Source organism: Streptantibioticus silvisoli, assembly GCF_027947535.2.
Lineage (GTDB): Bacteria > Actinomycetota > Actinomycetes > Streptomycetales > Streptomycetaceae > Streptantibioticus_C > Streptantibioticus_C silvisoli.
Window position 1 is genome coordinate 110,931 of record NZ_JAAGKO020000010.1, and the last position, 15,167, is coordinate 126,097.

Below are 15,167 nucleotides of genomic sequence, written 5' to 3' on the forward strand. Positions count from 1 at the left end.
GGATGTCGTGACGGGATGCCGGCTCAGGAAATCCCGAGTTCCCTGTCGATCAGGTCGAACATGTCCTCATCGGTCGCGTCGGCCACGTCGTCGTCGACGGCGGCCTCCTGCGGTTCGTCGCTCGACGCCCAGGCGTCCAGCAGGTCGCGAAGTCCTTCGGTGAGCGCGCGGCGCGTGTCCGGGTCGGGCGCCTGGTGGAACGCGGCCTCCACCTGCCGCAGCCCCTCGGGCACGGTCACCGCGCCCACCGGCTCCGGTTGCGCTTCGAGGGCCGGCAGCAGCACCGACGCCAGGTGCGCGGCCAGCGCGTTGGGGGTCGGATGGTCGAAGACCAGCGTCGCGGGGAGCTTGACCCCGCAGGCCGCGGCGATCCGGTTGCGCAGTTCGACGGCCGTCAGCGAGTCGAAGCCCAGCTCGCGGAAGGCACGGCCTGGCTTGACCATGTCGCCCGAGGAATGCCCCAGCACCGCGCCCGCCTGGGTGCGGACCAGTTCGGTGAGCTTGCGCCTGCGCTTGTTGTCCGGCAGTTCGGCGAGCTGCCGCAGCAGCGCGGAGCGCCCGTCGCTCTCCTCGGCCTCGGCGGCCGGCGGCGTCGCGCGCCGCGCGGCCAGCAGGTCGCGGACGTCGGGCACCTCGTCCAGCAGCGGGCGGTGGCCGTGCGCGCAGTACGCGGGCAGGAAGCGGTCCCAGCGGATGTCGGCGACGACGAGCGCGGTCTCGTCGGCGGCCACCGCTTCCAGCAGGGCGTGCGCGGCGGTTTCCGGCCGCATCGCGGGGACACCGCGGCGCAGCAGCTGTTCGGCCACCGCCTCGTCCACCATGCCGCCGCCGGCCCAGGCGCCCCAGGCGACCGAGGTGGCCGTCCGGCCCGCGGCCCTGCGGCGTTCGGCGATCGCGTCGAGGTGCGCGTTGGCCGCCGCGTACGGTGCCTGGCCGCCGTTGCCCCAGACCCCGGCGCCGGAGGAGAAGAGCACGAACGCGTCCAGCTCGCGGTCCGCCAGCAGTTCGTCGAGGTGCAGGGCCCCGGCGACCTTGGCCCGTGCGATGGCCACCGCGTCGTCCAGGGTGAGTTCGGCCAGCGGCCGGGCCTCCTCGACGGCGCCGGCGGTGTGCACGACCGCGGTGAGCGGGAACTGCTCCGGCACGCCCGCCAGCAGGGCGGCGAGCGCATCGCGGTCGGCGACGTCGCACCGCGCGACGGTGACCTGGCAGCCCAGGGCAGTCAGTTCGTTGCGCAGTTCGCCGGCCCCGGGGGCGTCCGGGCCGCGCCGGCTGGTCAGCAGCAGGTGCTCGGCGCCGTTGCGGGCCAGCGAGCGGGCCACGTGCGAGCCGAGCGCTCCGGTGCCGCCGGTCACCAGGACGGTGCCGCGCGGCCGCCAGGGCTCGTTGCGCGCCGCCGCACCGAGCGGGTCGCGGACCATGCGCCGCACCCGGACTCCGGTGCGCCGGATCGCGAACTCGCTCTCGCGCCCGTCCGTCTCCTCACCGGCGCCGGCCAGCAGCGCGGTCAGCCGCCGCACCGCGGCGTCGTCGACGGCGGCGGGCAGGTCCACCAGCCCGCCGTGCCGGTCGGGGGAGTCCAGGCCGATGACCCGGGCCAGGCCCCACACCGCGGCCTGCGCCGGGCTGGCGGCGATCTCGCCGCGCTCGGTGGAGACCGCACCCCGGGTGACGCACCACAACCGCCCGCCGACCTCGGCGTCGTCGAGTGCCTGGGCCAGGGCCATCGTGCCGAGCAGACCGCCCGAGACGCCCGGACCGCGGTCGCCCTCCTGGTCGTCGAAGGCCAGGAGCGAGACCACCCCGGCGTACGACACCGACCCGGCGGTCTCCCCGCGCAACCGGTCCGCGAGCAGCTTGCGGTCGGTGCTCCGCGGCACGGTGAACCGCACCGCCTCGGCGCCGGCCGCGTCGAACGCCCGCAGGACGGAGTCGATGTGCGGGTCGCGCTCACCGTCCTCGGGCAGCGCCACCAGCCAGGTGCCGCGCAGCGCGGACGCCGCCGGCTCGGCCTGCGGGCGCCACACGATCCGGTAACGCCACCCGTCCACCGTGCCGCGCTGCTGCGCGGACTTGCGGTACGACGACAGAGCCGGCAGCACCTCACTCAGCGATTCGGGGTCCACCAGACCCAGCGCCCCGGCCAACTCGGCCAGGTCCTCGCGCTCGACGGTCTCCCAGAACGCCTCGTCCACCGCACCCGAAGCGGCACCAGCGACCTCGGCCGGGCGGGCCGGCTCCAGCCAGAACCGCTGACGCTGGAAGGCGTAGGTCGGCAACTCCACCCGGGACGGTGCCAGCCCGGTGAACGCCTTGTCCCACTCCACCGCCACACCCGCGGCCCACACCTCACCCAACGAGGCGTAGAAGCGGGCGAGTCCACCCTCACCGCGCCGCAGGGTGCCGGACACCACCGCGTCCACCCCGGCATCCGCCAAGGTCTCCTCCACCGGCATGGTCAGCACCGGGTGCGGGCTCATCTCCACGAACACCCGGTGCCCCTGCGCCGCCAACTCCCGCACCGACGACTCCAACCGGACCGTACGCCGCAGGTTCGTGAACCAGTACTCCGCGTCGAAGACCGCGTCCTCGACCCACTCCCCCGTCACCGTCGAGAAGAACGGCACCCGGGGCTTCGACGGCGCCACCGGCGCCAGGACCTCCAGGAGTTCGTCCTTCAGCGACTCCACGTGCGCCGAGTGCGACGCGTAGTCCACCTCGATCCGCCGCGCCCGTACACCGGACGCCTCGCAGTGCGCGACCAGTTCGTCCAACGCGTCCGCGTCACCACTGACCACGACCGACGTCGGACCGTTCACCGCCGCGACCGACACACCCTCCCAACGACCCGCCAACTCCTCGGCATCCGCGTGCGGCAGGGCCACCGACACCATCCCGCCGTGCCCGGCCATCACCGTGATCGCCCGACTGCGCAACGCCACCACCCGGGCACCGTCACGCAGACTCAGACCACCCGCCACACACGCCGCCGCGATCTCACCCTGCGAATGCCCCACCACCGCCGACGGCACCACACCGAACGACTCCCACAACGCCGCCAGCGACACCATCACCGCCCACAACGCCGGCTGCACCACATCAACCCGGTCGAACCCCGGAGCACCCTCCACCCCGCGCACCACATCCGACAACGACCAGTCGACGAACTCCTCCAGCGCCACCCCGCACTCCGCGAACCGGGCCGCGAACACCGGCGAGGAATCCAGCAACCCCACCGCCATACCCACCCACTGCGAACCCTGGCCCGGGAAGACGAACACCGAACCACCCAGCGCACCACCCACCGAACCCGACGCCACCACAGCACCATCGACCAGCACCGCACGATGCTCGAAGACCGCACGCGACGACACCAACGACCAGCCCACATCCACCGGATCGAGCCCGGCGTCGCGCACGGCGGACGCCAAGCGCTCCGCCTGCTCCTCCAGCGCCTCCGTGGAGCGGGCCGAGACCGGCCACGGCGCCACGGCGTCCGACGGCCGGACCACCGGCTCCGCGACGGGCCCGGCGGCGGGCTCGGGCTCGGGCTGTTCGAGCAGGACGTGGGCGTTGGTGCCGCTGATGCCGAACGACGACACACCCGCGCGCCGCGGCCGGCCGTTCTCCTCCCACGCACGCGACTGCGACAGCAGCTCCACCGCACCGGCGGACCAGTCGACGTGCGGCGACGGCTCGTCGACGTTGATCGTCCTGGGCAGCAGACCGTGCCGCATCGACTCGACCATCTTGATCACACCGGCCATGCCGGAGACGGTCTGGGCGTGGCCGATGTTGGACTTCACCGAGCCGAGCCACAGCGGCCGGCCGTCGGGGCGGTCCTGGCCGTAGGTGGCCAGCAGCGCCTGCGCCTCGATCGGGTCGCCCAGCGCGGTGCCGGTGCCGTGCGCCTCCACCGCGTCGACGTCGGCGGCCGACAGGCCCGCGTCCTCCAGCGCCGCCATGATCACGCGCTGCTGCGACGGACCGTTCGGCGCCGTCAGACCGTTGCTCGCGCCGTCCTGGTTGATCGCGCTGCCGCGGACCACGGCGACCACCGGGTGCCCGTTGCGCCGCGCGTCGGACAGCCGCTCCAGCACCAGGACGGCCGCGCCCTCGGAGAGGGCGAACCCGTCGGCGCCGGCGGAGAACGGCTTGCAGCGGCCGTCCGCGGCGAGGGCGCGCTGCCGGCTGAAGGCGACGAACGGCCCGGGGCCCGACATCACCATCACGCCGCCGGCCAGCGCCAGCCCGCATTCGCCGGCCCGCAGCGCCCGGACGGCCATGTGCAGGGCGACCAGCGACGACGAGCACGCGGTGTCCACGGTGACCGCCGGCCCCTCAAGGCCCAGGGTGTAGGCGATACGGCCCGACGCCACGCTGGAGGCGGCACCGGTGGCGAGGTATCCCTCCGCCTCACCGGAGGCGCCGCGCAGGCGGGCGACGTACTCCTGGTCGGTCATGCCGACGTACACGCCGGTCGAACTGCCGCGCAGCCCCCTGGGGTCCAGGCCGGCCCGTTCGAACGCCTCCCACGTCGTTTCCAGCAGCAGGCGCTGCTGGGGGTCCATCGCCACCGCCTCACGCGGCGAGATGCCGAAGAACCCGGCGTCGAACTCGGGGGCGTCGTGCAGGAAGCCGCTCTGCCGGACGTAGCTGGTGCCGTGGTGGTCGGGGTCGGGGTCGTAGAGGCCGTCGAGGTCCCAGCCGCGGTCGGCGGGGAACTCCGAGACGGCGTCGACCTCGTCGCGCACCAGGCGCCACAGGTCCTCCGGCGACCGCACCCCGCCCGGGAAACGGCAGCCCATCGACACGATCGCGATGGGTTCGTTGTCGACGGCGGGGCCGTGCTGGACGGCGGGGGCGGCGGCGCGCTCGGGGGCCCGGCCGCCGGCGATCCGCTCGTCGAGGAAGGCCACCAGGGCGTTGGCGCTGGGGTGGTCGAAGACCACGGTGGTGGGCAGCCGCAGGCCGGTGGCCTTCGCCAGCCGGTTGCGCAGCTCGACCGCGGTCAGCGAGTCGAAGCCCAGGTCCTTGAAGGCGCGTTCGGCGTCGACGGTGACGGTGCTGTCGTGGCCGAGGACCTGTGCGATGTTGTCGTTCACCAGCGCCGTCAGCGCCGCCGAGCGCTGCGCCGGCGCCAGTTCGGCCAGCCGGTGGGCCGGCGAGGCGGTGTCCTGGCCGCTGGTGTCGTCCTCAGCGGTGCGGGCCTCGGGGATCTCGTCGAGCAGATGGCTGCGCCGTACGGAGGTGAAGACGCCGGCGAACCGCTTCCAGTCCACGTCGGCCACGGCGACGAACGTCTCGTCGCCGTCGAGCGCCTGCTGGAGGCCGAGGATCGCGGTGTCCGGGTCGATCACCGGTACGCCCCGGCGGCGCAGGACGTCCTGCACGGACTCGGCGATCATGCCGCCGCCGTCCCAGGGGCCCCAGGCGATCGACAGGACGGGCGCGCCGTCGGCCCTGCGCTGCTCGGCCCGCGCGTCGATGACGGCGTTGGCGGCGGCGTACGCGGCGTGGTCGGCGACACCCCAGGTGCCGGAGATGGAGGAGAAGTAGACGACGGCGTCGAGCGAGGCGGCGTCGAGCACGGCGTCGAGGTGGTCGGCGCCGCGCACCTTGCCGGCGAACGTGGAGAGCAGGTCGTCGGCGCTGGTGTCCTGAAGGGGGCTCAGCTCGCTGACGCCCGCCGCGTGCACGACGGAGCGGATCGGCGCGCCGTCCTGCTCCTGGACGCGGCGTACCAGCTCGGCGACGGCGTCCCCGTCCGCGGTGTCGCAGGCGGCGACGGTGACGCGGACGCCCTGGCCCTCCAGTTCCTCGCACAGTTCGGCCATGCCGGGGGTGGACGCGCCGCGGCGGCCGGTGAGCACCAGGTGCTCGGCGCCCTGGCGGGCCAGCCAGCGCGCCATCCGCACGCCGAGCGCGCCGGTGCCGCCGGTGACGAGCACCGTGCCGCGCGGCCGCCAGGTGCGGGGGGCCGTCGCACCGCCCGCGGCGGCGTGCACGAGCCGGCGGACGAACAGCCCGCTGTCGCGGATGGCGACCTGGTCCTCGTGGCCGCCGGCGGCGAGCAGGTTCAGCAGCAGTTCGGCGGTGCGGGCGCCCGCGGCCGGCGGCAGGTCCACCAGACCGCCCCAGCGCTGCGGGTACTCCAGGGCGGCGACCCTGCCGAGTCCCCAGACGCCGGCCTGCGACGGGGCCGCGGGGGCGCGGTCGCCGGCGGCGGCGACCGCTCCGCTGGTGACGCACCACAGCGGGGCGTCGATCCCGGCGTCGCCCAGTGCCTGCACGAGTGCGAGGTCGACGACCAGGCCGGTGGGCAGTGCCTCGTTCCCGGCGTGCGGGCGCTCGTCCAGCCCGGCGAGGGAGAGCACACCCGCGATCGGGCCGTGTTCCGCCTCGGCGTTCAGCCGGTGCGCCAGGGCCTGCCGGTCGGTGTCCTCGGTACCGGCGAACAGCACCCGCGTGGCGGCGTCCCGCGTGCCGAACGCCTGAAGGACGGATTCGACGTGCGGGTTCTCCTGGCCGCCCTCGGGCAGCACGACCAGCCAGGTGCCGCGCAGCGCGGACGCCGCCGGCTCGGCCTGCGGGCGCCACACGATCCGATAACGCCACCCGTCCACCGTGCCGCGCTGCTGCGCGGACTTGCGGTACGACGACAGGGCCGGCAGCACCTCACTCAGCGATTCGGGGTCCGCCAGACCCAGCGCCCCGGCCAACTCCGCCAGGTCCTCGCGCTCGACGGTCTCCCAGAACGCCTCGTCCACCGCACCGGAGGCGGCACCAACCGCCTCCACCAGGCGGGCCGGCTCCAGCCAGAACCGCTGACGCTGGAAGGCATAGGTCGGCAACTCCACCCGACGCGGCGCCAGACCACTGAACGCCTTGTCCCACTCCACCGCCACACCCGCGGCCCACACCTCACCCAACGAGGCGTAGAACCGGGCCAGTCCACCCTCACCGCGCCGCAACGTCCCCGTCACGACCGCGTCCACCCCGGCATCCGCCAAGGTCTCCTCCACCGGCATGGTCAGCACCGGGTGCGGGCTCATCTCCACGAACACCCGATGCCCCTGCGCCGCCAACTCCCGCACCGACGACTCCAACCGGACCGTGCGCCGCAGGTTGGAGAACCAGTACTCCGCGTCGAAGACCGCCTCCTCGACCCACTCCCCCGTCACCGTCGAGAAGAACGGCACCCGGGGCTTCGACGGCACCACGTCCGACAGCACGTCGAACAACTCGTCCTTCAACGACTCCACATGAGCCGAGTGCGACGCGTAGTCCACCTCGATACGGCGGGCGCGCACCCCCGACTCCCCGCAGTGCGCGACCAGTTCGTCCAACGCGTCCGCGTCACCACTGACCACGACCGACGTCGGACCGTTCACCGCCGCGACCGACACACCGTCCCAACGACCCGCCAGCTCCTCGGCATCCGCGTGCGGCAGAGCCACCGACACCATCCCGCCGTGCCCGGCCATCACCGTGATCGCCCGACTGCGCAACGCCACCACCCGGGCACCGTCACGCAGACTCAGACCACCCGCGACACACGCCGCCGCGATCTCACCCTGCGAATGCCCCACCACCGCCGACGGCACCACACCGAACGACTCCCACAACGCCGCCAGCGACACCATCACCGCCCACAACGCCGGCTGCACCACATCCACCCGGTCGAACCCCGGAGCACCCTCCACCCCGCGCACCACGTCCGACAGCGACCAGTCGACGAACTCCTCCAACGCCACCCCGCACTCCGCGAACCGGGCCGCGAACACCGGCGAGGAGTCCAGCAACCCCACCGCCATCCCCACCCACTGCGAACCCTGGCCCGGGAAGACGAACACCGAACCACCCAGCGCACCACCCACCGAACCCGACGCCACCACAGCACCATCGACCAGCACCGCACGATGCTCGAAGACCGCACGCGACGACACCAACGACCAGCCCACATCCACCGGATCGAGCCCGGCACGGTCGGTGTGCGCCGTCAGCCGGGCCACCTGCTCGTCCACCGCGGCGGCCGAACGGGCCGACACCGGCCACGGCACCACCGCGTCGGTGGCCGTCCCCGCCGACTCCGGCCCGGCCCCGGTCTCCTGGGGGGCCTGCTCGACGATCACGTGGGCGTTGGTGCCGCTGATGCCGAACGACGACACACCAGCGCGCCGCGGCCGGCCGTTCTCCTCCCACGCACGCGACTGCGACAGCAGCTCCACCCCGCCGGCCGACCAGTCGACGTGCGGCGTGGGCTCGTCGACGTTGATCGTCCTGGGCAGCACACCGTGCCGCATCGACTCGACCATCTTGATCACACCGGCGACACCGGCGGCGGCCTGCGCGTGGCCGATGTTGGACTTCAGCGAGCCCAGCCACAGCGGGCGGTCCTCGTCGCGGTCCTGGCCGTAGGTGGCCAGCAGCGCCTGCGCCTCGATGGGGTCGCCCAGCTTGGTGCCGGTGCCGTGCGCCTCGACCGCGTCCACGTCGGAGGCCGACAGGCCCGCGCTGGCGAGGGCGGCGCGGATGACGCGCTGCTGGGAGGGGCCGTTGGGGGCGCTGAGGCCGTTGCTGGCGCCGTCCTGGTTGATGGCGCTGCCTCGGATGACCGCGACCACCGGGTGCCCGTTGCGCCGGGCGTCGGACAGCCGCTCCAGCAGCAGGACCCCGACGCCCTCGGCCCAGCCGGTGCCGTCGGCGCCGGCCGCGAACGCCTTGCAGCGGCCGTCGGCGGCCAGGCCGCGCTGGCGGCTGAACTCCACGAACATGCCGGGGGCCGACATGACGGTGGCGCCGCCGGCCAGGGCGAGCGAGCACTCGCCGGAGCGCAGTGCCTGGGCAGCCAGATGCAGGGCGACCAGGGACGACGAGCACGCGGTGTCCACGGTGACCGCCGGGCCCTCAAGGCCCAGGGTGTAGGCGATACGGCCCGACGCCACGCTGGTCGCGGTGCCGGTCAGGACGTGGCCCTCGACGTTCTCGCCGGCCTCGTACAGCCGCGGCCCGTACTCCTGGGCCATCGCGCCGACGAACACACCGGTGGGGCTGCCCTGGAGCGTTCCGGGGTCGATGCCCGCGCGCTCCAGCGTCTCCCAGGTCGTCTCCAGCAGCAGGCGCTGCTGGGGGTCCATCGCCACCGCCTCACGCGGCGAGATGCCGAAGAACCCGGCGTCGAACTCGGGGGCCGCGTCGAGGAAGCCGCCCTCGCGGGCGTAGGTCTTGCCGGAGCTGTCGGGGTCGCTGTCGTAGAGGCCGTCGAGGTCCCAGCCGCGGTCGGCGGGGAAGGGCGAGACGGCGTCGACCTCGTCGCGCACCAGGCGCCACAGGTCCTCCGGCGACCGCACCCCGCCCGGCAGGCGGCAGCCCATCGACACGATCGCGACGGGTTCGTCGGCGCGGACCGGCGCGGCGGAGGCCGACTGCTCGCCGGTGTGCCCGTCGCGTACGGCGTCCAGGTGGCGCGCGAGGCGGCGGGGGGTGGGGTGGTCGTAGACGGCGGTGGCCGACAGGGTGAGTCCGGTCACGGCGTTGAGCCGGTCGCGCAGTTCGACGCCGGTCAGCGAGTCGAAGCCGAGCTCCTTGAACGACAGCGCCGGGTCTACGGCGTCCGGCCGGGCGTGGCCCAGGACGAACGCGGCGTGCTCGCGCACCAGTTCCAGGGCCGCCCGGCCGTCGGCGGCGGGGGCCGCGGCGGCGGGCAGCGCCACCGGCTCGGCGGCGGCGGTCACGGCGGCGGGCGCCGGGGCGGGGCTGTCCGCGGTGGTGATCCAGTACGTCTCGCGCTGGAAGGCGTAGGTGGGCAGTTCGACGGTGCGGGGCGTGCCGCCGGCGAACGCGGGGGTCCAGTCGACGTCCACGCCGCGGGTCCACAGCTCGCCGAGGGAGGTGTAGAAGCGGGCGGGTCCGCCGTCGCCGCGCCGCAGCGTGCCGGCCACGACGGTGCCGGGGTCGACGCCCTCGACGGTCTCGCGGACCGGGACGGTCAGCACCGGGTGCGGGCTGATCTCGATGAACGTGCCGTGGCCCTGCTCGGCCAGCGCGCGGACGGCGGGTTCGAGCAGGACGGGCTGCCGCAGGTTGGCGTACCAGTAGGCCGCGTCGGTCCCGGACGGCTCCAGCCAGTCGCCGGTGACGGTGGAGTAGAAGGGGATCTCGGGGGTGCGGGCGGTGACGGGGGCCAGCACCCGCAGCAGTTCCTCGCGGGCGGGCTCGACGTGCACCGAGTGCGAGGCGTAGTCGATGCCGACCCGGCGGACCCGGATGTCCTCGCGTTCGGCGGCGGCCGTCACCTCGGCCAGGGAGTCGACGTCACCGGAGACCACGACCGACGAGGGGCCGTTGAGCGCCGAGATGGTGACGCGTCCCTGCCAGGGGGCGATCAGTTCCTCGACCCGGGGCAGCGGCAGGGCGACCGACAGCATGCCGCTGAGCCCTTCGAGCGGCACCAGCACCTTGCTGCGCAGCGCGACCGCCAGGGCACCGTCGTCCAGGCTGAGGGCGCCGGCCACGCAGGCCGCGGCGATCTCGCCCTGGGAGTGGCCGACCACCGCGGCGGGTTCGACGCCGTGGGCGCGCCACAGGGCGGCCAGCGAGACCATGACGGCCCACAGCACGGGCTGCAGGACGTCGGAGCGCTCGGCGCCCGGTTCGCCGGGGGCGGAGCGCAGCACGCCGGTGAGCGACCAGTCGACGTGCGGGGCGAGCGCGGTCTCGCACTCGGCCATCCGCGCGGCGAACACCGGGGAGGCGTCGAGCAGTTCGACGGCCATGCCGGTCCACTGGCTGCCCTGGCCGGGGAAGACGAAGACGGCCTTGCCCGCGGTGTCGCCGGCCGGGCGGGCGGGCACGGCGGAGCGCAGTCCGGCGACGAGCGCCCCGGTGTCGTCGCCCACCGCGAACGTGCGGTGCGGGTGGGCGGAGCGGGTGGTCAGCAGGGACCAGCCGATGTCCTGGGGGGTGCGGTCGCCGGCCTGTGCGGCGTACCCGGCGAGCCGGTCGACCTGGTCGCGCAGGGCCTGGGGGGAACGGGCCGAGACCAGCCACGGCACGACGGACCGGGGGGCGTCACCGGTCGCGGGCGGCGTGGTCGCGGCCGGCTGCGGGGCCTGTTCGAGCACGAGGTGGACGTTGGTGCCGCCCATGCCGAAGGAGGACACGCCGGCGAGCCGGGGGGTGCCGTCCTCGGCGGCGGGCCACGCGGCGGTCTCCTGCTGCACGTGCAGGCCGAGGCCGGGCAGGTCGATGGCGGCGGGCGGCGCGGTGAAGTTCAGGCTCGGCACCAGGCGGCCGTGCTGGAGGCACAGCACGACCTTGAGCAGCCCGGCGATGCCGGCCGCGCCTTCGAGGTGGCCGATGTTGGTCTTGACCGAGCCGACGTGCAGCGGGCGGCGGCGCTCGGCGGCCGTCCCGAGGGCGGCGCCGAGGGCGTTCGCCTCCACCGGGTCGCCGACCCGGGTGCCGGTGCCGTGCAGCTCGACGTACTCGATGGCGCCCGGGTCGGTGCCGGCGCGTTCGCAGGCGCGGCGCAGCACCTCCTGCTGGGCGGCGCCGTCCGGCGTGGTGAGGGTGGCGCCGGTGCCGTCGTTGTTGACGGCGCCGCCGCGGATGACGGCCCTGATCCGGTCGCCGTCGCGCAGGGCGTGCGAGAGGGGCTTGAGGACGACGAGGCCGCCGCCCTCGCCGCGGACGTACCCGTTGGCGCGGGCGTCGAAGGTGTGGCAGAGCGCGTCGGGGCTCAGGGCGCCGAAGCGGGCCGCGGCGACGGTGCTCTCCAGCACGAGGTTGAGGTGGACGCCGCCGGCGAGGGCCACCTCGCAGTCGCCGTTGCGCAGGCTGTCGCAGGCGAGCTGGACGGCGACCAGGGAGGAGGACTGGGCGCTGTCGACGGTCATGCTGGGGCCGCGCAGCCCCAGGGCGTAGGAGAGCCGGTTGGCGATCAGGCCGCGGTTGAGGCCGGTCAGCGTGTGGTGGCCGACGGCCTGCCCGCCGCCGCGGCGCACGAGTTCGGCGTAGTCGTCGACGGTGGCGCCGACGAAGACCCCGGTGCGCGGCACGGCGCGGTCGGCGCGGATGCCAGCGTTCTCCAGCGCCTCCCAGCCCAGCTCCAGCACCAGGCGCTGCTGGGGGTCCATGGCCTCGGCCTCGCGCGGCGAGATGCCGAAGAACGCGGCGTCGAACCCGGCGGGGGCGTCGATGAATCCCCCGCGGGCCGGCACCGGCCGGCCGTCGGGGGTGACGGCTGCGGACGCGTGCGCCTCGTGTCCCCACCGGCCGGCGGGGACGTCGCCGATCGCGCTTCGTCCCGCTTCCAGCAGGTCCCAGAACGCCTCGGGGTCGGCCGCGCCGGGCAGCCGGCAGGCCAGTCCCACGATCGCAACGGGCTCGGGTTGGGGACCGGGGGCCGAGGAGTCCGCAGTTACCGACTCATTCATCGATAGCACTCCAAACACCAAGGTGACAGGGTCGCGGCAGCCCTCACCGTTCCACAGCGCACGGCACGCGCAGTGACTGCGAAGGGAGCTTTAGGGGAACTCCTAGCCGTCGCGGACGGTGATTCACGGCAGGTGGCGGGCAGCGGTCCCGGGGGTGATTCGGGCCGGCGGGGCGCCGCCGCGGCGAACTCGCGGGTGCGTATAGCGCGACAGCGGTTCATGCGCAAGGGAGGAAGACTAGGCGTGCGCCGGAACTGTGGGGGCCATGCTTCTCGTGTGTCCGTCCTCGTTCAGGGGCGAGTGCACATGTCGGTGCCCCGGCCTGAAAGGCGGAGTTCATGAGGAAGCCCGGTACGTATTCTTCCCCCCACTCCGCGACATCGTCGTGCCTGGCGGCCTCGGCCGCCGCCGGCGAAGGCGTGATGAGCGACGCGGAATTCCATACGTGGCGTGAGGAACGGCAAACCGAACAGGCGCAACAGGTTACCCAGGTTCCTTTCGAGGAGCTGAACGGCTGGGGATTCGATTCCCGCACCGGGAATCTCACCCACCGCAGCGGCCGGTTCTTCTCGGTGGGTGGTATCGCGGTCCGTTCTGATTTCGGACCGGTGAGCGAATGGACCCAGCCGATCATCCACCAGCCCGAGATCGGCGTCCTCGGCATCGCCGTCAAGAAGATCGACGGCGTCCTGCACCTGCTGATGCAGGCGAAGTCGGAGCCGGGCAACGTCAACGGGGTGCAGCTGTCCCCCACGGTCCAGGCCACCAAGAGCAACTACACCCGGGTGCACGGCGGGTCGGCTGTCCCCTACATCGACCTGTTCCGCAACCCCGAACCGCACAGCGTGGTGGCGGACGTGCTCCAGTCGGAGCAGGGCTCGTGGTTCCTGCACAAGCGCAACCGCAACATGGTCGTCGAGGTGGGCCCGGAGGTGGAGGCCGCCGAGGACTTCTGCTGGCTGACCCTCGGCCAGGTCAACACCCTGCTGTCGCAGGACGACATGGTCAACATGGACGCCCGCACGGTGCTGTCGTGCCTGCCGGAGTGGCGGGACGGCGGTACGGAGCAGCCCGGCGCCGCGCACACCGGGACCGAGATCCGCAGCTGGCTCACCCGCCGGCGGGCCGAGCACGAGGTCACCGTCGAGCCGCTGGGCCTGTCGGAGCTGAAGGACTGGTACCAGTCGGGGACCACGGTCTCGCACCGCGACGGCCTGTTCTTCGACGTCATCGGCGCGGACATCCGCTCGCACCGCCGCGAGGTGCCCGCCTGGTCCCAGCCGCTGCTGCGGCCGTGCGGCCTGGGGGTGGCCGCGCTGATGGTGCGGCGGATCGACGGGGTGCCGCACGCGCTGTTCAACGCCCGGGCGGAACCGGGGTTCCTGGACGTGGTGGAGCTCGGCCCCACCGTCCAGTGCACGCCGGAGAACTACGCGCACCTGCCGGCCGAGGACCAGCCGCGGTTCCTGTCGCAGGTCCTGGCCCGGCGCCCGGAGCACACGCTCTTCGACTCGACGCTGTCGGAGGAGGGCGGCCGCTTCCAGCACGCCCGCAGCCGCTATCTGCTCATCGAGGCCGAGGACGACGCCGACGTGCCCACCGGGGACGACTTCCGCTGGCTGTCCGCACGCCAGGTCGAGGAACTCCTGCGCTACGGTCACCAGATGAACGTTCAAGCAAGGACTCTCGTCGCCGCCTGGCGGTCGCTGTGACGGCCCCGCAGACCGCCCCGGTGCGGATCGGCGCCCTCGGTACCTCCTCCATCGCCTGGCGGCGGGTGCTGCCCACCGCGGTCGGCACCCCCGGCGTCGACCTGGTGGCGGTGGCCGGGCGGGACACGGCGAAGACCGCGAGGTTCGCCGAGCACTTCGGGTGCGGGGCGACCGGTTTCGACGCCCTGCTGGAACGCGACGACATCGAGGGCGTCTACATCTCCCTGCCCACCGCCCTGCACCACCGGTGGGCGGCGAAGGCGCTGCGCGCCGGCAAGCACGTGCTGGTCGAGAAGCCGATCGGGGTGAACGCCGCCGAGGCGGCCGACCTCGCCGCGATCGCCGAGGCCGGCGGGCTGGTGCTGCGGGAGAACTTCATGTTCCTCCACCATCCCCAGCACACGTTCGTCAAGGACCTGGCCGCCAAGGGCCGGCTGGGCCGGGTCAACGCGCTGAGCGCGGACTTCTGCATCCCGCCGCTGCCGGCCGAGGACATCAGGTACGACGCGGCGATGGGCGGCGGCGCCCTGCTGGACGTCGGGGTGTATCCGCTGCGCGCCGCCCGGCTGCTGCTGGGCGGGGGGCTGCGTGTGGCGGGCGCCACACTGCGGGTGCGGCCCGACGGCCTCGACCTGTCGGGCAAGGCGTTGCTGGTCACCCCGGACGGGGTGCTGGCCGACGTCGCCTTCGGCTTCGAGAACTCCTACACATCGGCCTACACCCTGCGGGGGGACCGGGCCAGAGTCTCCGTCAACCGCGCGTTCACCCCGCCGCCGGCCCACCCGACCACGGTGGTGCTGGAGGAACAGGACCACGAGGAGCACTTCACCCTGCCCGCCAGCGACCAGTTGCGCTCCAGCGTGGCCGGCTTCGCCGCCGCGATACGTTCGGGGGCGGCCGCCGACGAGCAGGAGGCCGTCTGGCGCCAGGAGGCCGTGGCCTCGATGGAATTGGTGGACGCGGTGCGCGAGAAAGCGGTCCTGGTGCCGGTGAACGGCGAATAGCCGGCGTGGCG

3 protein-coding genes are annotated in these 15,167 nt (G+C 73.9%); 2 read left to right on the plus strand and 1 reads right to left on the minus strand.

The features are described from left to right. Positions 1-23: 23 nt before the first annotated feature. Positions 24-12,440 (minus strand): type I polyketide synthase, encoded by a 12,417-nt coding sequence (locus POF43_RS09900; RefSeq protein ID WP_282704510.1) that lies wholly within the window; start codon positions 12,438-12,440, stop codon positions 24-26. 422 nt (positions 12,441-12,862) lie between these two features. Between POF43_RS09900 and POF43_RS09905 the strand changes: the two genes are divergently transcribed. Together POF43_RS09905 and POF43_RS09910 are read left to right on the plus strand one after the other, a co-directional pair. After that, entirely contained in the window at positions 12,863-14,152 is a 1,290-nt protein-coding gene (locus POF43_RS09905; protein WP_372515931.1) for an NDP-hexose 2,3-dehydratase family protein, read from the plus strand. After that, on the plus strand, positions 14,149-15,156 hold the full coding sequence (locus tag POF43_RS09910) for a Gfo/Idh/MocA family protein (protein ID WP_271314292.1): 1,008 nt from the start codon (positions 14,149-14,151) through the stop codon (positions 15,154-15,156). Before POF43_RS09905 ends, POF43_RS09910 begins: the two co-directional genes overlap by 4 nt. Positions 15,157-15,167 lie beyond the last annotated feature (11 nt).

Coding starts and splice junctions, on each gene's coding strand:
- POF43_RS09900 (WP_282704510.1), bottom strand. CDS start 12,440: ATGAATGAGTCGGTAACTGCGGACTCCTCGGCCCCCGGTCCCCAACCC.
- POF43_RS09905 (WP_372515931.1), top strand. CDS start 12,863: ATGAGCGACGCGGAATTCCATACGTGGCGTGAGGAACGGCAAACCGAA.